The 19,435-nt window shown below is 40.9% G+C and carries 22 protein-coding genes and 1 riboswitch; of the genes, 16 read left to right on the forward strand and 6 right to left on the reverse strand.

Annotated features, from left to right (window positions below; all coding sequences use genetic code 11):
* The first annotated feature begins 103 nt into the window (after positions 1–103).
* The 12 genes from rbr (at position 104) to trhA (ending at position 11,856) form a co-directional block, all read left to right on the forward strand.
* Entirely contained in the window at positions 104–679 is a 576-nt protein-coding gene (rbr, locus tag BUB05_RS06520) for a rubrerythrin (protein WP_073048789.1), read from the forward strand.
* 42 nt (positions 680–721) lie between these two features.
* Positions 722–2,647 carry a sigma-54-dependent Fis family transcriptional regulator gene (locus tag BUB05_RS06525; RefSeq protein ID WP_073048790.1) on the forward strand — a complete coding sequence of 642 codons (1,926 nt, stop codon included), beginning with the start codon at positions 722–724 and terminating at the stop codon, positions 2,645–2,647.
* A 192-nt stretch (positions 2,648–2,839) separates the two neighbouring features.
* On the forward strand, positions 2,840–3,139 hold the full coding sequence (locus BUB05_RS06530) for a DUF6506 family protein (RefSeq protein WP_175548524.1): 300 nt from the start codon (positions 2,840–2,842) through the stop codon (positions 3,137–3,139).
* A gap of 39 nt (positions 3,140–3,178) precedes the next feature.
* Positions 3,179–3,517: a Lin0512 family protein gene (locus BUB05_RS06535; protein WP_245819770.1), complete on the forward strand. Its 339-nt coding sequence runs from the start codon at positions 3,179–3,181 to the stop codon at positions 3,515–3,517.
* A 42-nt stretch (positions 3,518–3,559) separates the two neighbouring features.
* Positions 3,560–4,516 carry a thiamine pyrophosphate-dependent dehydrogenase E1 component subunit alpha gene (locus tag BUB05_RS06540; protein WP_073048925.1) on the forward strand — a complete coding sequence of 319 codons (957 nt, stop codon included), beginning with the start codon at positions 3,560–3,562 and terminating at the stop codon, positions 4,514–4,516.
* Positions 4,513–5,502 (forward strand): alpha-ketoacid dehydrogenase subunit beta, encoded by a 990-nt coding sequence (locus BUB05_RS06545; protein WP_073048792.1) that lies wholly within the window; start codon positions 4,513–4,515, stop codon positions 5,500–5,502. Before BUB05_RS06540 ends, BUB05_RS06545 begins: the two co-directional genes overlap by 4 nt.
* A gap of 96 nt (positions 5,503–5,598) precedes the next feature.
* The gene (locus tag BUB05_RS06550; protein WP_073048793.1) at positions 5,599–6,594 is read left to right on the forward strand and encodes an NAD(+)/NADH kinase; all 996 of its coding nucleotides are present in this window, start codon (positions 5,599–5,601) and stop codon (positions 6,592–6,594) included.
* Between the two features lie 22 nt (positions 6,595–6,616).
* Entirely contained in the window at positions 6,617–7,918 is a 1,302-nt protein-coding gene (locus BUB05_RS06555; protein WP_073048794.1) for a dihydrolipoamide acetyltransferase family protein, read from the forward strand.
* Between the two features lie 9 nt (positions 7,919–7,927).
* Positions 7,928–9,334, forward strand: coding sequence for a dihydrolipoyl dehydrogenase (lpdA, locus tag BUB05_RS06560; RefSeq protein WP_073048795.1), 1,407 nt, complete (start codon positions 7,928–7,930; stop codon positions 9,332–9,334).
* A 208-nt stretch (positions 9,335–9,542) separates the two neighbouring features.
* Positions 9,543–9,627, forward strand: a riboswitch (cyclic di-GMP riboswitch).
* Between the two features lie 126 nt (positions 9,628–9,753).
* Positions 9,754–10,101, forward strand: coding sequence for a hypothetical protein (locus BUB05_RS06565; RefSeq protein WP_073048796.1), 348 nt, complete (start codon positions 9,754–9,756; stop codon positions 10,099–10,101).
* A gap of 33 nt (positions 10,102–10,134) precedes the next feature.
* Positions 10,135–11,043, forward strand: a complete 909-nt coding sequence (locus BUB05_RS06570; RefSeq protein ID WP_094762772.1) for an HD-GYP domain-containing protein — start codon at positions 10,135–10,137, stop codon at positions 11,041–11,043.
* Positions 11,044–11,226: 183 nt separating this feature from the next.
* Complete coding sequence (gene trhA / locus BUB05_RS06575; protein WP_073048798.1) at positions 11,227–11,856, forward strand: PAQR family membrane homeostasis protein TrhA; 630 nt, start codon at positions 11,227–11,229, stop codon at positions 11,854–11,856.
* Positions 11,857–12,002: 146 nt separating this feature from the next.
* On the opposite strand, the gene pepT is transcribed toward trhA, so the two are convergent.
* Positions 12,003–13,229: a peptidase T gene (gene pepT, locus BUB05_RS06580; protein ID WP_073048799.1), complete on the reverse strand. Its 1,227-nt coding sequence runs from the start codon at positions 13,227–13,229 to the stop codon at positions 12,003–12,005.
* A gap of 246 nt (positions 13,230–13,475) precedes the next feature.
* On the opposite strand from pepT, the gene BUB05_RS06585 reads away from it, so the two are divergent.
* Entirely contained in the window at positions 13,476–13,976 is a 501-nt protein-coding gene (locus BUB05_RS06585; protein ID WP_073048800.1) for a GNAT family N-acetyltransferase, read from the forward strand.
* Between the two features lie 52 nt (positions 13,977–14,028).
* Here BUB05_RS06585 and BUB05_RS06590 read toward each other — a convergent pair whose 3' ends face one another.
* The gene (locus BUB05_RS06590; protein WP_073048801.1) at positions 14,029–14,457 is read right to left on the reverse strand and encodes a Fur family transcriptional regulator; all 429 of its coding nucleotides are present in this window, start codon (positions 14,455–14,457) and stop codon (positions 14,029–14,031) included.
* 221 nt (positions 14,458–14,678) lie between these two features.
* Entirely contained in the window at positions 14,679–15,221 is a 543-nt protein-coding gene (locus BUB05_RS06595) for an NADH peroxidase (protein WP_073048802.1), read from the reverse strand.
* 196 nt (positions 15,222–15,417) lie between these two features.
* On the opposite strand from BUB05_RS06595, the gene BUB05_RS06600 reads away from it, so the two are divergent.
* Entirely contained in the window at positions 15,418–15,636 is a 219-nt protein-coding gene (locus BUB05_RS06600; RefSeq protein ID WP_073048803.1) for a hypothetical protein, read from the forward strand.
* Entirely contained in the window at positions 15,614–15,931 is a 318-nt protein-coding gene (locus BUB05_RS06605) for a YbjQ family protein (protein WP_073048804.1), read from the forward strand. Before BUB05_RS06600 ends, BUB05_RS06605 begins: the two co-directional genes overlap by 23 nt.
* Positions 15,932–16,170: 239 nt before the next feature.
* Here the strand turns inward: BUB05_RS06605 and BUB05_RS06610 are convergent, their stop codons facing one another.
* Together BUB05_RS06610 and proB are read right to left on the reverse strand one after the other, a co-directional pair.
* Positions 16,171–17,415, reverse strand: a complete 1,245-nt coding sequence (locus BUB05_RS06610) for a glutamate-5-semialdehyde dehydrogenase (RefSeq protein WP_073048805.1) — start codon at positions 17,413–17,415, stop codon at positions 16,171–16,173.
* Position 17,416: 1 nt separating this feature from the next.
* Positions 17,417–18,226: a glutamate 5-kinase gene (gene proB / locus BUB05_RS06615; protein WP_073048806.1), complete on the reverse strand. Its 810-nt coding sequence runs from the start codon at positions 18,224–18,226 to the stop codon at positions 17,417–17,419.
* Positions 18,227–18,462: 236 nt separating this feature from the next.
* Here proB and BUB05_RS06620 point away from each other — a divergent pair, with 236 nt between their 5' ends.
* Positions 18,463–18,975, forward strand: coding sequence for an ECF transporter S component (locus BUB05_RS06620; protein ID WP_073048807.1), 513 nt, complete (start codon positions 18,463–18,465; stop codon positions 18,973–18,975).
* Positions 18,976–19,076: 101 nt separating this feature from the next.
* Here BUB05_RS06620 and BUB05_RS06625 read toward each other — a convergent pair whose 3' ends face one another.
* Positions 19,077–19,400 (reverse strand): cupin domain-containing protein, encoded by a 324-nt coding sequence (locus tag BUB05_RS06625; protein WP_073048808.1) that lies wholly within the window; start codon positions 19,398–19,400, stop codon positions 19,077–19,079.
* Positions 19,401–19,435: the final 35 nt, after the last annotated feature.

Here is a 19,435-nt window from a genome sequence, read left to right on the forward strand (position 1 = left end):
ACTTTAGGTGTGATTTCCAATGGTGATTCCCGTGGAATTCTATTTATTGACATTGCCATCGGTATTTGATAACCTTTTCGTAAGAAAACATTGGAGGTAGTTTATGGGATGCAAAGGAACAAAAACTGAACAAAACTTATTGAAGGCATTTGCAGGTGAATCACAGGCAAGAATGAGATACACTTTCTTCGCTGAAAAAGCAAAGGAAGAAGGGTTTGAACAGATAGCGGCTTTGTTTTTGGAAACCGCAGAAAATGAAAAGGAGCATGCACAAAGGTTTTTCAATTTCCTTGATAGAGGTGAAGGATTGGAAATCACTGCTGCATATCCTGCAGGTCTTGTAGGAACGACTGCAGAGAACCTCAAGGCTGCAGCTGCCGGTGAAAATGAGGAATGGTCGGAACTCTACCCTGAATTTGCCAAGGTGGCAGAAGATGAAGGTTTCAAGGATGTGGCAACGGCATTCAGGCTCATATCAAAGGTTGAAGTTGAGCATGAAAAAAGATACCTTAAGCTTCTCGAGAATGTAGAGAAGGACCAGGTATTTAAAAAGGAAGGAAAGTCCAGATGGAAGTGCAGAGCCTGCGGTTACGTACATGAAGGGACTTCATCCCTTAAGAAGTGCCCCGTATGCCTTAAGTCGGAAGCATATTTCGAACTGAAGGAAGGCAACTATTAAATATTCATAAATGCATAACCAAATATTGGAGGGATGCATAATATGAAGCAGGAATTGGAGAAACTGAAGAAAAACTGGAAATCACACATCCTCTTTAACAATCCTGTTGATGAGACAAGGGGGTTTGTAAGCGAGGCGTGGGACAGGTGCATTTTCATGAATGTAGACTACAATGACGGCTACGGTCACAGAATTTCAGATGGAGAGTTGAAGAAACTTCTTGAGAAAAAGAAAAATCTGATAGACATTGCAAGACCCGTCATGGAAAACATATTTGAGATAATAAAGCAGACGAGCTTCAGTCTGGTCCTTACGGATGAAAATGGAGTGATAATACACCTTGTTGAAAATGAAAACATACATCTAAAGCACAATTCGATGAATTTCGTCACTGGGACAAGATGGGACGAGAAGAGTGTAGGAGCCAATGCCATAGGTACGGCCCTTGCCAGGAAGAAGGATACCTATATGAAGGGGGCCGAACATTTTTGCATTTCCCACCATGCCTGGACCTGCAGTGCCGCCCTCATACGAGACGGCAGTGGGGAGGTCATAGGATGTCTTGATATTTCAGGAAGTGTCGAGGATGACCATATCCACACCTTTGGAGTAGTGACTACAGCAGCCAGGATCATAGAGAAGCAGCTTGACCTGATGGGTTCATGCGAGCTTATGGATATTGCCTTCAATGCCGTATTGGAAGGACTCTTTGTATTGAGCAGGGATTATGAGCCTACCCATATGAACGACCGGATTGTAAATATGTTTGAAATGGACAGGGAGGAGTTTCAAGACCTTGATTTTAGAAAGATATTCAAGGACCTTGACCTGGAAAACACGGTGTTTTTTGAAGGAAGCAATATTCGTATTGGAGACTATTCCATAAATCTTGGAAAACGCAAGATTGACTGTCTTATCAATGTGTCGCCAATCAAGGTTTCCGGGCGAATTACCGGTGCCGTAATACTGGTGAAGGAGGCGGAACAGGTAAGAAAGGTCATATCCAGCATCATGGGTTTCAGACCAAATTATACTTTCGATGATATAATCACTGATGATCCTAAAGTAAAGAAGCTGATTGAATTTGCAAAAAAAATATCCAGGACAAACCGTACGGTTTTAATTCAGGGAGAAAGCGGTACAGGCAAGGAGATATTTGCACATTCAATCCATTCTGCCAGTTCCAGGAGCAATGGACCTTTCATAGTGGTTAACTGCGCCGCCCTGCCAAAGGAACTTGTGGAAAGCGAGCTTTTCGGATATGAGAAGGGAGCATTTACAGGAGCATCTTCGGAAGGGAAACCGGGCAAGTTCGAACTTGCAGACAAGGGAACCATTTTTCTGGATGAAATAGGAGAGCTTCCTGTGGAAATACAGTCCAAACTTCTTAGGATACTGGAAAACCAGAAAGTCTCCAGGATAGGAGGCAGATATGAACGAAATCTTGATGTAAGGATAATAGCTGCCACCAACAGAAATCTCAGGGAAGAAGTTGAAATGAGAAGCTTCAGGGAGGATCTGTTTTTCCGCCTAAACGTAATCAACATAACCCTGATACCATTGAGGGATAGAAAGGGTGACATATTGCTGTTTGCAGACCATTTTCTCAAGGAACTCAACGGTGAGAATTCAGGAGTCAGCAAGTATTTTTCTGAAGAATTCAAGGATTTGCTGGCAAACGGCAAGTGGAGAGGAAATGTCAGGGAGCTGAAGCATTTTATTCAGCGCGAGTATTATTTAAGCGACGGAGAAAAGATTGAGAGATTCTATTCTTTCAAGGATTCGGCAAATGTCAAGGAAGCATTTCATAATGAAAACATGAAGCATGTAGAGAAAATGTGTATTATTGAAGCGTTGAAGGCTACGAAAGGTAATGTTTTGGATGCTGCAGAAAGACTGAAAATAGGCAAATCTACAGTATATAGAAAAGTCAAGACATACAATATCAATGTGAAAAGCTTTAAGTGAAAATGAATATATAAACAAAATTCCCAATCCGGGAATCCTATAATGGGAATTCCCGGATTGGGAATTTTTTATTGCCATTATACAAGTTGTAAATCAGCTATATTGCCGATTTTATGGATCTATGCACGTGGCACGACAATTGCATATTCAATGGTTATATGGAAACATAAAAATATTGAAAGGAGGGAGATCATGTTAAAGGCGGCATTCATTTTTGTTGCTCCAAAAGCTGATCCGGCTGTTCATAGATCGGAAATTGAAACTGAAACATTACATTTGATCACTGTTGGAGTAGAGTCTTATAATGAGGCAGCAAAGGCAGTAGAAAAATTATTGGAGGAGGGTGTAACAGCATTTGAACTCTGCGGAGGATTCGGACATGTCGGTACTGCTATAGTAACTGAAGCTGTTGGAGACCGGGGAACTGTTGGTGTTGTAAGATTTGATATTCATCCCGGACTCGACAACAGGAGTGGCGATGAATTGTTTTAAAGAGGTGATCCTATCAAAAGATTTATTATTGAATTCGGAATGGGAATAGACATTCACGGACAGTCCGTTACCAAGGCTGCACAAAAGGCTGTGAAGGATGCTGTGTCCAAAAGCTGTCTATGTGGACTTGAGGAGATTTTAGGCTATTCATTTAAAGAAATGAATGAAAAGGTGGTTCTTAAGATCACCGTGGCGGTCACCCGTCCCGAGGATGTAGACACTAAAGAGCTTGAACAGTTATTACCGGTAGGAGAAAAGGAATTCACTGTGGTGAAGGGCGGTTTGACAATCAGCGGGCTGAATATTTCGGAATTCGGAGACATGGACGATTCCATAGAAGCGTCAATCGTCTGTATCGAGGTTTGTATCAAAGAATAAGGAGGAGTAGTTTTGAAGCTGAATAATGAGAAAATTTTGAGTATGTATGAAAACATGTTGAGAATCAGAAAATTCGAAGAAAAAGCAATGGGACTTTTTGCAGAAGGACTAATTCCAGGTTTTGTCCATCTGTATATAGGAGAAGAAGCTGTGGCAACAGGAGCATGTGCAAATCTTAATGACGATGACTTTATTACAAGTACTCACAGAGGTCACGGGCATATAGTATCAAAAGGTGGAGACCTTAAACTTATGATGGCGGAGCTTTTTGGCAAGGAATCAGGCTATTGTAAGGGAAAGGGCGGATCAATGCACATAGCTGATGCTACAAGGGGAATACTTGGAGCCAACGGAATAGTAGGTGCAGGCCACAACATTGCAACAGGTGCAGGTCTAAGCTGCAAGTACAGGGGAACAGAACAGGTTTGCATATGTTTCTTCGGAGATGGATCAACAAACCAGAGCACCTTCCACGAAGCACTGAACCTGTCAAGTATCTGGAAGCTTCCTGTGATATTCATATGTGAAAACAACGGCTATGCAATTTCCTTAAGCCAGGAAAGACATCAGGCTATCAAGGACATTTCCGACAGAGCTGTTGCATATAACATGCCGGGAGTCACTGTAGACGGCAATGATGTATTCGCCGTTTACGAAGCAGTCGGTGAAGCTGTGAAGCGTGCAAGGAAGAATCAGGGACCTACACTCATAGAGTGCAAGACTTATCGACAAAGGGGACATTTCGAAGGTGATCCCGCAGTATACAGGACAGACGAAGAGGTTCAGGAATGGATGGAAAAGGATCCCGTCAAAAGGATGGAAGCATTTATCCTTGAAAACAGCATTCTGAATCAGAAAGAAATTGACGAAATGCATAAAAAAGTCGAGGCGGTCATAGACGAGGCTGTTGATTTTGCACGGAACTCCAAGGATCCTGCTGTGGAGTCTGCAGTAGAAGATGTCTATTCCGATATAGTCGAGGAGGTAAGGGTAAGATGAAAGTGATGACATATGCTGAAGGAATCCGAGAAGGAATTAGAATTAGAATGAAGGAAGATCCGAATGTTCTTGTTTTCGGTGAGGACGTGGGACAGTTCGGAGGATGTTTTGGTGTCACAGCTGAACTGTATGAAGAGTTCAGCGGAAAGCGAATAAGAGATACCCCAATATCAGAAGGAGCAATCATAGGTACGGCAGTCGGTGCAGCGGCTACAGGACTGAAGCCCATTGCTGAGCTTATGTTCATCGATTTCATTACAGTTGGAATGGACCAGCTAGTCAACCAGGCAGCGAAGATGAGATACATGTTCGGTGGAAAGATTTCATTGCCAATGGTTGTAAGGCTTCCTGGAGGAGCAGGAATCAGGGCGGCAGCACAGCATTCACAGTCTCTTGAAGCATGGGTTGCACATGTTCCGGGCCTCAAGGTCGTATATCCAAGCAATGCTGCAGACGCTGCAGGAATGATGCTTACTGCCATAGATGACGACAATCCTGTTATCTTCCTGGAGCACAAGGCCATTTACACTGTGGAAGGAGAAGTTCCTGATGTCATCGAGCCTATTCCTTTCGGCAAGGCCAGGATAGCAAAGGAAGGTTCTGACGTAACAATCATAACTTATGGAAAACAGGTTTATGACGCCCTGGCAGCGGCCGAGGCCCTGGCAGCAGATGGGATAAATGCGGAAGTCATGGACCTGAGATCCCTTTATCCACTGGACAAGGATGCAATTCTTGAGTCTGTGAAGAAGACAAACAAGGTTGTGCTGGTATCCGAGGAAGCCAAGAGGGGAAGCTTTATAGGAGAAGTGGCTGCTACAATAGCAGAGGACTTTTTCTATGAGCTGGATGCTCCAATAGTTCGTGTAGGAGCACTCAATACTCCCGTTCCTTTCTCTCCAGGACTTGAAGACTATGTTGTTCCAAATGACAAGGATATAGTACAGGCTGTGAAGAAGCTTTTTCTAAAGTTTCAAGAAATATAAGCATGTATAAAATACTTCCCTTGACAGTTTAAGCTGCAGGGAATTGATATGGGTCGGGAAGTGACATGTACTTCCCGGTCCGGAAAGGAGACGGCCATGTCTACTATAGGAATTATTGCCAATCCTGCATCAGGCAAGGATATTAGAAGACTGGTATCACATGCCACAGTTATAGACAACAATGAAAAAGTCAATATCATTGAAAGAATAATACTTGGATCACAAAAATTTGGAGTGGACAAGATTTATATAATGCCGGATTCTTTTGTTATGGGCTACAAGGTCAAGGAAAAACTAATGCTTACAGATGAACTTCAAGTGGATATAGAAATCCTTGACATGAAAATCAAGGCGTCTCCCAAAGACACGGAAAAAGCGGCGGAAATCCTTGAAGAACTGGGAGTAGGCTGTGTGGTTGTCATAGGAGGAGATGGAACTAACAGGCTTGCAGCAAAACATCTAAAGACCGTTCCCCTCATTGGAGTTTCAACCGGGACAAATAATGCATATCCTGAAATGCTTGAAGGTACGGTTGTAGGAATGGCTGCTGCTGCCGTTGCATCGGGGAGGTTCAGTTTCGAACAGTCCTGCTATAGGGACAAGATTATTGAAATTTACAGGAATGATGAATTCGAAGATATTGCATTGATTGATGCAGTGATTTCTGATGAAATATATGTGGGTGCAAAGGCAATATGGGACATGAAGCACATAAAGCATATTGTTGTATCCAAGTGCCATCCTGCTTCCATAGGTTTCTCAACCCTTGTTGGAGCAATACGAAGAATCGACGACCTGGATGATTTCGGAGGAAGCTTGAGGATAAATGGTGGAGGCAGGAAGTTTTATGCACCTGTGGCGGCAGGGACAATAGTTGAAGTGTCCACGGACGAGTTGGAGATTGTTGAAGTGGATAAGCCTTTCCGGTGGAAAGCGGACTTCAAGGGCATAATTGCAGTTGACGGCGAAAGGGAGGTGCGCTTTCATCAGGGTGATGTGATTACATTCAGGATAACCAGAAAGGGTCCCATTCATGTGAATGTGAAAAAAGCACTGGAGGTGGCACAGTCAGGAGGTTTTTTTCTAGCTTAATAAAATTGATAGGGAGGAGCTTATGGCGCAATTCATAGTTATGCCCAAGTTGGGTCTTACAATGACCGAGGGTAAAATTTGCAAGTGGTACAAGAAAGAAGGAGACCAGGTTGAAAAAGGGGACCTGCTCTTTAGTGTTGAAACGGACAAGCTTACAAATGATGCTGAAGCGACGAGGGGAGGAATATTGAGGAAAATCCTTCTTGAGGAAGGAAGCATCGGCGTGCTGAAACCTGTAGCTATCATTGGAACTGCAGATGAAGATATTGAAGAAATGCTTTCACAGGCAGGCGCTGTGGTAAAGGAAGAAAAGGCGGATACCCAGGTTGAGATTGAAGAAAAGGTTTCAGAAGAAAAGCAGGCAGGCGCCAAAAGAGTGAAGGCATCACCAAAGGCAAGAAGACTGGCAAAGGATCTTGGTGTTGATTTGGCCCTCATTGAGGGGACAGGACCCGGAGGGACTGTTTCCGAGAAGGATGTAAAAGATTTCAGTGAAAGCGGCCAGGTGAAGGTTAAATCATCTCCTGCGGCAGTGAAGACTGCAGAAAATCTTGGAGTGGATATCAATAGTATTCAACAGGAAGGCAGGGTCATGAAGGGCGATGTCATTGAATACTGGAATTTCGAGAAGCTTCAGGAAATGGCTGCGCCTGAGGAAAAAAGGCAGGAAATGAGTGCCATGAGAAGGGTCATATCTGAAAGGATGTCGGAAAGCCAGAAGACGGCTGCATTTGTAAACTACAATCTCAGTATCGATGTAAGAGAACTCAAGAGATTTAAGGACAAGCTTAAACCTGTAGTGAAGGTATCCTATACCGATCTTATAGTGAAGATAGTATCCAGGGTTCTTCTCGAATTCCCTCTGGTGAATTCATCCATTGACGATAATGAAATAATAACCCGCAACTATGTGAATATGGGAGTTGCGGTGGCCCTTGATGAAGGGCTCATTGTACCCGTAGTCAAGTACGCAAATGTGAAAGGTCTTGCAGCAATATCAAGGGAAATAAAAGAGCTTGCAGGAAAGGCAAGGACAAACTCCTTGAAGCCTGATGAAATGAGCGGAGGAACCTTCACTGTTACAAATCTTGGAATGTTCAACATGGAATCATTCACTCCCATAATCAATCAGCCTGAATCGGCAATACTGGGAATTAATTCAATCAGGGATGTTGCTACCAATGTGGATGGAGAACTTGTATTCATACCTATGATGACGCTGAGTCTTACAGCTGACCACAGGGTTGTAGATGGTGCAGTGGGAGCAAGGTTCCTAAACAGGGTCAAGGAATACATGGAAAATCCGAGCATTCTGGTACTTTAGGAGGTAATTATGAAACTGGTAATATTGGGAGGAGGTCCTGGTGGATATGTAGCCGCAATAAAGGCGGCACAGGCAGGCTTGGATGTGACCATAGTGGAGAAGGAGTACTTTGGTGGGACATGCCTCAACGTAGGATGCATACCTACGAAGGTTCTACTGAATACTGTGGATATTTACCACATGCTTCTTAAGGATGGGGATGAATTCGGCATAAAATGCGAAAATCTATCAGTGGATTGGAATGCTCTCCAGGCCAGGAAATCCAAGGTTGTGAAAACACTGGTGAGAGGAGTACAGTCATTGTTGTGTGCAAACAAGGTTGAAATATTGTGTGGGAAAGGTACCTTCATTACAAGGAACAGCATGGAGGTGGAAGATTCAGAAGGGAAAAAAGATGTGATCACCTTTGATAAGGCAATAATCGCTACCGGATCAGTACCTGTAATCCTTCCTATTCCAGGAATAGAAGGAGAAAACATTTTGACGAGCAGCGAGATGCTTTCTCTTGAATCACTTCCTGAAAGTATATGTATAGTAGGTGGTGGAGTAATAGGCTCTGAATTTGCCAGCATATATGCAAGACTTGGGGTCAAGGTTACTATAGTGGAAATGCTTCCTGAAATAATCAGCAATATGGACAGGGATATAGTCAAATACCTGGTTTATGAATTGAAGAATCTGGGAGTTGAAATACTGACGGGAACCAAGGTAGAGAAATTTGAATCTTCAGACGAGAGAGTTAAGATATATGTATCATCAGGTGATGGGGAAAAAATAATCGAATCTGAGAAAGTGCTTCTTTCCATTGGAAGAAAACCTGTAGTTGATAATCTTGGACTTGAAACCATAGGTGTAAAGGTTGACAGGGCAATAACAGTCAATGAAAACATGGAAACCAATGTGGATAACATTTATGCGGTGGGAGACTGTATTGGTGGAGTTATGCTTGCCCATGTAGCATCTGCCGAGGGAGTAGTAGCGGTGGAATCCATATTAAAAAAGAGATCAAAAATGGATTTCAAAACAGTTCCATACTGTGTTTATACCAAGCCTGAGCTGGCATCAGTCGGGATGACAGAAAGAGAAGCTAAAGAAGCAGGCATTGACTATTCTCTGGGATGCTTTCCTCTAAGAGGAAATGGAAAATCACTCATTCTTGGTGAAACTCATGGGCTTGTCAAGTATATAGCAGACAATTCGACGGGAGAAATAATCGGAATTCACATTGCAGGGCCAAAGGCTACGGAACTCATAGTGGCAGGTTCTCTTGCAATTAGGCTTGAAGCTACCGTTGATGAAGTGCTTTCGACAATTCATGGTCATCCTACAGTCGCGGAATCGCTTCAAGAAGCTGCCCATGCAGTATTTGGCCAGGCAATACATATGCCTACAAAAAATCAAAACAATATCAGGTAGGCAGAATCGGTGTTTTCGGCTGCCTGTCTGGGTTGTTTGATCTGAAGAAAGTTAAATGTGAAGAACTCACTTAAGCGTTGGAATTTTGGTTATAGAATACTGTGAATAATTGTAAAATTTCATAAGTAATATTGATTTACTGTTCATAATACGTTATAATGATTGATGAACCAGAAAAGTTCATATATTTCTTCATTTATTTATTAAATGTGGAAAAAGGCAAATCCGGTGAAAACTGGAGACGCAAAAACACAGGTCTAAGGAGTAATATCTATGACGGCTGGTTTACCCAATTTAAGCAGTGGAGATTTTCTGTACATTGGGTATCCGATGTATTTTTTTGCAATGAAATTTATTGTCAGAAAAATCAGAGGATATCTGTGAACCGGGAGATTTCGCTCGAAAAACTAGGAGGAAGTATGAAAAAAAGAATTTTGGTATTATTTATGGTGGTTGCAATGCTTTTGGCAACCTCGGTTAGTGCGTTCGCTGTAGACATAGAAGCACTTGCCAACGAAATGGTAGCCACGGCAAATGCAGAAATCGATGAATTGATTGCTGACGCACAATTAGAAGCAGAAGCAGTTGAAAGTAATGGTGAGCTTAAGGAAATCATTGCTCAATTGGTAGAGGATACCAATGGAATCTCAGAGGCGGCAATTGAAAAAGCGGCAGAAGAAGGGATAATTCTCGAATGTGTATTGGTTAAAGTTGAAATTGGTCACAAAAATGTAAAAATCGACCCACTTGTAGTAGGGGGCTGGTAAAAAGCATATGCGGGGGTAATATTCAGAGGTGAAATGATGGAAGGATTGCACATTTGTAAAAGAGATGAATATTTGGAAAAAAGTGCACAGGAAAACGGATCGATTTCGTTGCTGGCAAAAGGTCACAACAATGAAATCATGAGGCAGATAATCAAGAAAGGAAACATGGCATATATCAATCCGGGAAATTCCGATGAACTTCTTGAATTTCTGTATATTCTGGATGGCAGCATAACTCTGCATGTAAAGGATGAAAAACTTGTACTGAAAACCGGAGACTACTTTTACGTAAACAGGCTCAAGGAACTTGCCCAGTTTGAAACCAATGAAGATACGGAGATGCTGTATTTTTCCAATCAGCCGGTATTCTTCAATATCAGCAAGAGGCTTAACGACCTGAGAGAAATTGCAAAAAAAAGTCAGGAGAAGGATTTGTATACCCATGACCATGGAGCAAGGGTGCAGCATTATGCGGTTATAATCGCAAACAAGCTGAATCTTCCCAAAGAAAAGATTGAAAATATTTTCTTTGCATCCCTGTTTCATGACATAGGCAAGATAGAGGTTCCTGATTATGTGTTGAACAAGCCGGGAAAACTCACCGAAGAGGAAATGGAATACATAAAAAAACATCCAATAACGGGTATGGAAATGGTCAATGACACATATTATGAAGACCTGAGCAAAATAATTCTACAGCACCACGAGTGGATGAACGGTGGAGGATATCCCAACGGCATAAAAGGGGATGAAATATGCATTGAGGCTAGAATAATTGCAGTAGCAGATGCCTACGATGCACTGACAACAAACAGGTCATACAGGAAAGGATTTACAGCACAGAAAGCCGTAGAAATACTGAACTCGGAAGCCGGCTGGAAATACGATCCTGAAGTACTCGGAAAGCTCATGGAAGCATTGAATGAAGAAAAAATAGTCTAAACATTAAAGTACTTGTACCGCCAGCTCGTCAGTTGGCGGGTTTTTTATAGCTTGGTTAAAAATTAACTGAAATTCATTCTAATTCTTTGCATATATTATAACCTGGTAGTATAATTAGGATGTAAGAAATAAGAGAACATTCCAGCTTCGAAAAGCTGAAATTCATAATCGGAGGGGATTTAGATGAGGGAGCCAGTTTCTACAATAACGCATTTTGTTGGTGCCATACTTTCAGTAGTGGGACTGGGATTTTTAATATATAAAGGATACATGTCGGGAAGCACAGTGGTCCTTGTCAGTTTTATTATCTTTGGAATCAGCATGATACTTTTGTATTCGGCAAGTACAACCTATCACTGGATTAAGGTGAAGGACAGCATAATCCAGGTGTTTAGAAAGGTAGACCATATGATGATTTTCGTATTGATAGCAGGTACATATACTCCAGTATGCCTTGCAGTCCTTAAAAGCACCTTGGGATACGTCATACTGTCAATTGTATGGGGACTAACTGTAGTTGGAATAGTACTGAGCTTAGTTTGGATAAACATGCCCAGAAAGCTTACAGCAACCATCTATATTGCAATGGGATGGCTCTCTGTAATATTGATCTACCAGCTTGTGAAAGTGATGCCCGTTGCATCCTTGGTATTCCTCATACTAGGCGGTATTGCATATACCATAGGAGGAGTCATCTATGGAGGGAAGATTCCCATATTGAATTTCAAGGGATTCGGGTTCCATGAAGTGTTCCACCTATTCGTACTGGCAGGAAGCACCTTCCACTATCTTATGGTAATCAGCTTGGTGTAAATAAATCATAATACTAAACTTCAAGAGGTAAAACTTTTAAGTTGTGTCAAGAAAGCGCTTATAAAGTCGAGAAAGAAAGTTTTCTTAAGCTGGAATAAAAAAACGGCATGATCAATGAAATTAATCAGCCGTTATTTTTGTTGAGTTTATTGGGCATATTTACATATGATTCCCTTGATGACTTCCACTGCTTTTTCCATGGACTGGATAGGTATATATTCGTATTTTCCGTGATAGTTGTGCCCTCCTGTGAAGATATTCGGAGTAGGAAGTCCCTTGTATGAAAGCATGGCTCCGTCTGTTCCACCCCTTATTGGCTTTACGATCGGTGTTATTCCAAGCTCTTCCATTACTTCCTTTGCGGTTTCGACTATATGGAAGGTGGGTTCTATCTTTTCCCTCATGTTGTAGTATTGTATCTTAAGATCCATTTCAACGGTGTTTTCACCGTATTTGGAATTAAGGTAGGATACGGTATTCTCAATGAGTCCGTTTCTTGCATTGAACTTTTCAATGTCGTGATCCCTGATTATGAATCTCATATTGAAGCTTTCAACATCTCCTCTGCAGTCCAGAAGGTGGAAATACCCTTCATATCCTTCAGTGTATTCAGGTTTCTGTTCCTTGGGCAGCATTCCCTCCAGTTCAAATCCTATTCTTTGTGCACTTATCATCTTGTTCTTTGCAGATCCCGGATGTACGTTTCTCCCGTTGATCCTGATTTTTGCCTGGGAAGCATTGAAGGTTTCGAACTCAAGCTCTCCAATTCCGCCTCCGTCTACTGTATATGCAAAGTCCGCATCAAATTTTTCAAGATCAAAATGGACAGTTCCTCTTCCTACTTCCTCGTCTGGAGTGAAGGCTATCTTTAGCGGACCGTGCTTTACATGGGGGTTTTCAATGAAATATTCAAGTACAGTCATGATTTCGGCTATACCGGCCTTGTCGTCTGCCCCCAGCAGGGTTGTCCCGTCAGTTACTATTATGTCGTTTCCAATATAATCCTTTATCTCAGGAAAGTCTGAGACCCTTATTGTTACACCTGTATCTTCATTCAATACTATGTCGCTGCCATCGTATTTTTCCAATATCCTTGGATTCACGTTTGCTCCAGTCATGTCTGTTGCCGTGTCCATATGGGCAATGAATCCTATAGAAGGAAGGGACTTGTCAGTATTTGCAGGAAGTACAGCCATTACATTGCAGTATTCGTCAAGGCTCACATCTTCAAGACCAAGCTCCTTAAGTTCTTCAACAAGAATTCTGGCAAGGTCAAACTGTTTTTCAGTACTTGGTGAATTTTCATTTTCTTCATTTGACTGTGTATCAATCTTTACGTATCTTAAAAATCTTTCAACTAGTTTACTGTTCATTTCATCCTCCAATTTGCCTTTAGTTCATGAAAGTTAATAACCTTATTATATATCAAAAGTAACATTAATTCATTAATGTTACGAATTGTTAAAATGAAAACGTATAATATTTCTTAATAGAAACAATTGTTTCAAAATATTAGCAAAAAGTTAATAGAAATTAAATTGGATTTATTTTTAACTGCTCTATAATGATTTTATAAAGAAATGACTTTGTAGAAATTCAATAATCAAGGGGTGATTACTTTGACTCACAACAGCAAGTTAATAATAAACAAGATGGACGGATTATCGTGGGAAGAAGTGTTGACCTGGGAATATTCGGAAGATTTAAAAATACTGGATTTTCATGAAAATGAGATAGATCATAAAAGATTGAGGAATGGGCAGTTTTATTCCGTAAGGGACTCAAACTACGACCTTGTGGGGTATTACTGTTTTTGTGAAGATGCAAAATTTAAAAAGGGATATGAATACAATGTCTATGATGACTTTACATGTACGGACATAGGCATAGCACTAAATCCCAAGCTTTGCGACATGGGATATGGATTCATATTTCTTGTAAAGGCGCTGGAATTTGCAAGGGATAACTTCTATACGGACATGTTCAGGGCCACCGTTCCCATTTGCAACAAAAAGATTATAAGGATTTATGAAAAAGCCGGCTTTTCCATAGGAAAGGTATTTGAACATGAGGTTGGCAATAAAAAAATGAAATTTGCCGTTATGACTGTTACTCTTTAAACGGAAAATTTCATCTATAGCTGGTTGTAATGTTTAAAAATATGATTGGAATTTAGTTTTCTGATTTTTTCTTGCAGGAGATACAGGTTCCTCTCATGAATACCTGGAATTCATCGATGTCATATCCTGACAGTTCCTTGAAATTGTGGGTTGTGAAGTCTACAGGAATATCATATACCATTCCGCACTTGTTGCATTTGAAATGGGCATGGTTTGTAATATCCGCATCGTATCTGACTTCGTTTCCCTCTACATGTATGGGAATTGCTATACCTTTGTCTACAAAGAGATGAAGCGTATTATAGACTGTTGTCTTTGACAGTGTAATGAGTTCCGGACTCAATTCGTTGAAAATTTCATCCACTGTAGGATGGGACCTGTTTGCTGACAGATACTTGTAGATCATTATTCTTTGCAGTGAAGGTTTTATTGAATAATCTTCAAGATAGGTTTTGATTTTTTCAATTGTTGTTGGATACATAATATCACCTGACTAAATTATTATTTGTTAACCCCGATAGTTTAATCTGAAATTCTTTTACTATTATAAATAATCAATAATGAACTGTAAATATCATAAGTTCAATACAGAGACAATTAAGACTTATGACAGCCTGATACTCATCTTGAATAACCTGATGCCATAAGTCTTTTAGTTCATTAACAATTCAGTTTTATTCAGCTGCAAAGGAGAGTGAAGTTTTACTTTCCGAAGTATCTTTCCAGAAGTCCTCTGAAGCCCATTCCGTGTCTTGCTTCGTCTTTGGCCATTTCGTGTACCGTATCGTGTACAGCGTCAAGGTTAAGTTGTTTGGCAAGAGTGGCAAGCTCTTTCTTTCCTGCGCATGCTCCGTGCTCTGCTTCAGCCCTCATCTTGAGGTTCTTCTTGGTTGAATCTGTTACTACCTCTCCAAGAAGCTCTGCAAACCTTGCTGCATGGTCAGCTTCTTCGAAAGCGTATCTTTTGAAAGCTTCAGCAATTTCAGGATAGCCTTCCCTGTCTGCCTGTCTGCTCATTGCCAGATACATTCCAACCTCGGTGCATTCTCCCATGAAGTTCTCTCTTAGTCCTTCAACTATTCTAGGATCTGCATCCTTTGCTATTCCTATTATATGCTCATCAGCAAAACTGTCGTCATCCTGCTTCTCCATAAACTTTTCCGGTCCTACCTTGCAAACTGGGCATTCAGCCGGTGGAGCTTCTCCTTCGTGAACATAACCGCATACTGTACATACAAATTTCATATTGATATCCTCCGTTGTTTTAAGTTTGATTTGTAATGATTACAAACTTATAATAACTACATTTTGATGAAATGTCAAGGGCTTTTGTGAAATTTTTCGTAATTTTTTTCTTTCTGAATTTGGAAAGGGAAACAAGTGCCTTTCCAAGTTGAATGGATGTTTACTTTAAGGTATAATTAGAAAAGGAGGTATGGTCATGAAATCTAAGCTAGGTTTGCTGATTGCACTGATTTTCATTGCTTTCTATATAATTGCATTCTTGTCGCCATGGAAGATATTCTATGACTTGGACAAAACATTCTATGTCATGTTTCTTGTCTGCTTCATATTGGCAATTATCATAGTTGTGATGATCATTTGTGAAAGAATAAAGGTATACAGGGAGGAAAAAGATGATATTGATAAATACAGATAAAATTCCCGGAAAGGAAATAACAGAGGTACTTGGTCTAGTGAAGGGAAGTACAATAAGGGCAAAGCATATTGGGAAAGATATAGTGTCAGGGCTAAGGATGCTTGTCGGTGGTGAGATGAGGGAATATGCCGAAATGCTTGAAGAGGCAAGGAGCATAGCTCTTGCAAAGATGGCAAAGCAGGCCGAATCCCTTGGCGCCGATGCAGTAGTCAACATAAGGTTCTCAACATCAGCGGTCATGCAGGGTGCTGCTGAAATACTTGTCTATGGAACGGCCGTCAAGGTAAGTGACTAGAATGGAAAGACATATCTCCAAGTCACGATTCATATTCATAGGACGTTCATTCGCTATATAATTATATGAATAGTCACAGGATGTCCGTATTTAAGAATTAAGGTTACGGGGTTAAATAACGAAAATAATACCGCAGGTCAGTGAGGTCTCGACTTCGAGGTTCGTTAATCATCATTAATGATTATAGATTAACGTTCCGAGGGAGTAGGGAACTGACCTGCGGTATTATTTGAGTGGCATTATCTTATCTGTCCGTTTCCAAAGATAATGTATTTCGTTGAAGTGAGCTCCTCCAGTCCCATTGGACCTCTTGCATGAAGTTTTTGGGTACTGATGCCGATTTCTGCACCGAAGCCGAATTCTTCACCGTCTGTGAATCTTGTAGATGCATTCACATAAACTGCAGCTGCATCAACTTCATCCAGAAATTTCTGTGAATTTTTATAGCTGTCTGTAACTATGGCTTCCGAGTGACCTGTACCGTATAAGTTTATATGGTCGATGGCTTCTTCCAGTGAATCCACTATCTTGACTCCGATAATCATGTCAAGGTATTCAGTAGACCAGTCTTCATCCGTTGCAGCAACAATGTTGTCGGAGAAGGGCTTGAGTTCTTCATCCCCTCTTATTTCAACTTCCTTTGCAGTGTAGACTTCAAATATCCTTGGAAGGAATTCGTCGGCAACATCCTTATGTACAAGAAGCTTTTCAGCTGCGTTGCATACCCCGGTTCTGTGTGTCTTTGCATTGTCTGCTATTTTTACAGCCATATCAAGGTCGGCACTCTTGTCGACATAGATGTGGCAGTTTCCAATTCCCGTTTCAATTACAGGTACCGTACTGTTGTTTACAACAGCCTGTATAAGACCTGCTCCTCCTCGTGGTATCAGAAGGTCCAGATACTGGTTTAATTTCATCATTTCGTTTGCAGTTTCCCTGGATGTATCTTCCACTATCTGTATTATTTCTCTTGGGAGATCCATTTCCTCAAGGGTGTTCTGGACTATATTAACCAAAGCGATGTTTGAATTGATGGCTTCCTTGCCGCCTCTCAGGATTACTGCATTGCTTGTCTTGAAGCACAGGCCGAAGGCATCTATTGTTACATTTGGCCTTGATTCGTAGATTATTCCTATTACTCCGAATGGAACTCTTTTCTTCCCTATCTTAAGACCGTTTGGTCTTTCCTTCATATAGAGTACTTCTCCCACTGGATCATCAAGGTCGGATATCTGAGTAAGTCCCGAAGCCATTCCTGCGATTCTCTCCTCGGTGAGAAGAAGCCTGTCTATGAGTGATTCCTTGATTTCAGCCTTCCTTGCATTTTGAATATCCATAGCGTTTTTTTCAAGTATATAGCTGCTGTTTTTTACCAGGTTTTCTGCCACCTTCAGCAGTATTCTGTTCTTTTCTGTTGTTTTAAGCTTTGACAGCACTGCAGATGCAGCCTTGCTGTTTTTTCCCTTTATTGTAAGTTCAGACATTTTATTCATCCTTTCCCTTTGTGCTGAAAAAAGTTCCTATTTCATTTCCAGCCAGAATATCATATATTATTTTTACATCCTCACCGCTTGCGATTACCGTATGAATTCCTTCCTTCATAAGGTGTTCTGCAGCGCGTATCTTCGTGTACATGCCACCTGTTCCAACTATGCTTGAAGAATCTCCTGCAATACTGTAAAGCTCCTTGTCAATCTTGTCAACAAATGATATGAGTTTTGCATCTGGGTTGTCAACGGGTGATGAATCGTACAAACCGTCAATGTCCGACAACATGAGCAATGCATCCGCCTTTACAAGTATAGCGGTCATAGATGAAAGAGTGTCATTGTCTCCAATCTTGCTTCCTTCCAGTTCGTCTGTAGCAACGGAGTCGTTTTCATTTGCTATTGGAATCACTCCCATTTCAAGCAGAGTGGAAAGTGTGTTTTCAACATTCCTTCTCTTTATTTTGTCGGTAATTACGTCTTTGGTAAGGAGGAGTTGTGCAATTGTCTGGTTGTACTCGTTGAAGAACTTCTGGTAGAACTGCATCATTAGTGCCTGTCCAACTGCAGCCGTTGCCTGTTTTTCCTTTAGTTCCACAGGTTTTTCCTTCAAGCCGAGTCGGCTCATTCCAGCACCGACGGCTCCTGATGATACCAGTACAATTTCCCTGCCGCTGTTTCTTAAATCAGTAAGGACCCTTGCAAGGTTTTCCAGCTTTTTGAAATTTATTGTTCCATTGCTGTATGTAAGGGAAGTTGTCCCAATCTTTACTACTATTCTTTTGGCATTTCTAAGTTCAGTTCTCATTTAAAATCCTCTCTAGTCCTAGCTCAGGAAAGTTAAATGGATACTTTCCTTTACAGTTTGAATAATACTAAATATATTACAATATTTTCATATTTTTTTCAATGGATATATTGATATTTACGCTATTTAAGAAATATTTGTAAAATAATGAACTTGCAGTAAATGGATGTTTACTTGAATTGTTGCATATGCTATTATATAAAAGCAATCATAATTTATTATATCTGGAGGATCAAATGTACAAAAGAAAAAGAAGAAGTTTAAAATCCACGGAATCACTGGTTTATCTGGCGGTGCTCATTGCATTATCATATATAGGATCATTGATAAAAATCGGTCCAGGAGGAAGCATAGCCCTTGACTCAATGCCTGCATTCTTTGCAGCACTTCTCATGGGACCTTCAGCCGGAGCTGTAGTTGGTTTTATAGGACATTTGCTTACTGCTGCAACCGGGGGATTCCCGTTTACCATTCCTATCCATTTCATAGTAGCATTTGAAATGGCTGCAATCTGCTGGATATTCGGAATAATGGCAGAGAGAATGAATATAGTAATACCGGCAGTAACAGCCACTGTACTTAATGGGGTTGTAGCAACGTTCATATCAGTTTATGCCATGGAGCTAATGGGAGTAGTACCTTCCGCGATTGGTATGTTCAAGATGCTTGTCGGACCGCTGACAATCGTGTCTGCAGTGAATGTTGTCCTTGCAGTAGTGTTGTACAGGATATTGAGGGACAGGATATAGTCTGGAAAACATATAAATGAAATATAGTGTTGGCAAGAAAGCAAGAGACAACAGTAGAAACTGTCATCTCTTGCTTTTTAGTTTGTAAATTATATATGTGATTATTTCGGGTAATTATACGGGCTTGGAGCCTTGATGACAAACATTTCCATTACTTCTTCATTTTCGTTGAATACATCCATCCTGGTATCATATGGAATATTGAGAATGGTTCCCTTTCCATACTTGTTTGGATCCTGGTCTCCAAGCTTGACTGTAAGGATTCCTCTTATTACGATCATATAAACGTTGGAATTGGAATTATGGATCGGAAGTGCTCCTCCCTTGGGTAATACCATATGGTTAAGGTCTGTATTTCCGTCGCTTATTATTCTTTCGATTGCCTTTGTGTCTGCTGTAGAATATTCAAATAATTTTTCTATCATTTCTTCCTCCTGGTTTTATATTACAGCTTTAGTTG

This window comes from Dethiosulfatibacter aminovorans DSM 17477 (assembly GCF_900142005.1).
In the GTDB taxonomy this organism is placed as follows: domain Bacteria; phylum Bacillota; class Clostridia; order Tissierellales; family Dethiosulfatibacteraceae; genus Dethiosulfatibacter; species Dethiosulfatibacter aminovorans.

What these genes read in the sequence shown, in the direction of transcription:
- rbr (WP_073048789.1), top strand. Translation starts at nt 104, where the DNA reads ATGGGATGCAAAGGAACAAAAACTGAACAAAACTTATTGAAGGCATTT.
- BUB05_RS06525 (WP_073048790.1), top strand. Translation starts at nt 722, where the DNA reads ATGAAGCAGGAATTGGAGAAACTGAAGAAAAACTGGAAATCACACATC.
- BUB05_RS06530 (WP_175548524.1), top strand. Translation starts at nt 2,840, where the DNA reads ATGTTAAAGGCGGCATTCATTTTTGTTGCTCCAAAAGCTGATCCGGCT.
- BUB05_RS06535 (WP_245819770.1), top strand. Translation starts at nt 3,179, where the DNA reads ATGGGAATAGACATTCACGGACAGTCCGTTACCAAGGCTGCACAAAAG.
- BUB05_RS06540 (WP_073048925.1), top strand. Translation starts at nt 3,560, where the DNA reads ATGTATGAAAACATGTTGAGAATCAGAAAATTCGAAGAAAAAGCAATG.
- BUB05_RS06545 (WP_073048792.1), top strand. Translation starts at nt 4,513, where the DNA reads ATGAAAGTGATGACATATGCTGAAGGAATCCGAGAAGGAATTAGAATT.
- BUB05_RS06550 (WP_073048793.1), top strand. Translation starts at nt 5,599, where the DNA reads ATGTCTACTATAGGAATTATTGCCAATCCTGCATCAGGCAAGGATATT.
- BUB05_RS06555 (WP_073048794.1), top strand. Translation starts at nt 6,617, where the DNA reads ATGGCGCAATTCATAGTTATGCCCAAGTTGGGTCTTACAATGACCGAG.
- lpdA (WP_073048795.1), top strand. Translation starts at nt 7,928, where the DNA reads ATGAAACTGGTAATATTGGGAGGAGGTCCTGGTGGATATGTAGCCGCA.
- BUB05_RS06565 (WP_073048796.1), top strand. Translation starts at nt 9,754, where the DNA reads ATGAAAAAAAGAATTTTGGTATTATTTATGGTGGTTGCAATGCTTTTG.
- BUB05_RS06570 (WP_094762772.1), top strand. Translation starts at nt 10,135, where the DNA reads ATGATGGAAGGATTGCACATTTGTAAAAGAGATGAATATTTGGAAAAA.
- trhA (WP_073048798.1), top strand. Translation starts at nt 11,227, where the DNA reads ATGAGGGAGCCAGTTTCTACAATAACGCATTTTGTTGGTGCCATACTT.
- pepT (WP_073048799.1), bottom strand. Translation starts at nt 13,229, where the DNA reads ATGAACAGTAAACTAGTTGAAAGATTTTTAAGATACGTAAAGATTGAT.
- BUB05_RS06590 (WP_073048801.1), bottom strand. Translation starts at nt 14,457, where the DNA reads ATGTATCCAACAACAATTGAAAAAATCAAAACCTATCTTGAAGATTAT.
- BUB05_RS06595 (WP_073048802.1), bottom strand. Translation starts at nt 15,221, where the DNA reads ATGAAATTTGTATGTACAGTATGCGGTTATGTTCACGAAGGAGAAGCT.
- BUB05_RS06600 (WP_073048803.1), top strand. Translation starts at nt 15,418, where the DNA reads ATGAAATCTAAGCTAGGTTTGCTGATTGCACTGATTTTCATTGCTTTC.
- BUB05_RS06605 (WP_073048804.1), top strand. Translation starts at nt 15,614, where the DNA reads ATGATATTGATAAATACAGATAAAATTCCCGGAAAGGAAATAACAGAG.
- BUB05_RS06610 (WP_073048805.1), bottom strand. Translation starts at nt 17,415, where the DNA reads ATGTCTGAACTTACAATAAAGGGAAAAAACAGCAAGGCTGCATCTGCA.
- proB (WP_073048806.1), bottom strand. Translation starts at nt 18,226, where the DNA reads ATGAGAACTGAACTTAGAAATGCCAAAAGAATAGTAGTAAAGATTGGG.
- BUB05_RS06620 (WP_073048807.1), top strand. Translation starts at nt 18,463, where the DNA reads ATGTACAAAAGAAAAAGAAGAAGTTTAAAATCCACGGAATCACTGGTT.
- BUB05_RS06625 (WP_073048808.1), bottom strand. Translation starts at nt 19,400, where the DNA reads ATGATAGAAAAATTATTTGAATATTCTACAGCAGACACAAAGGCAATC.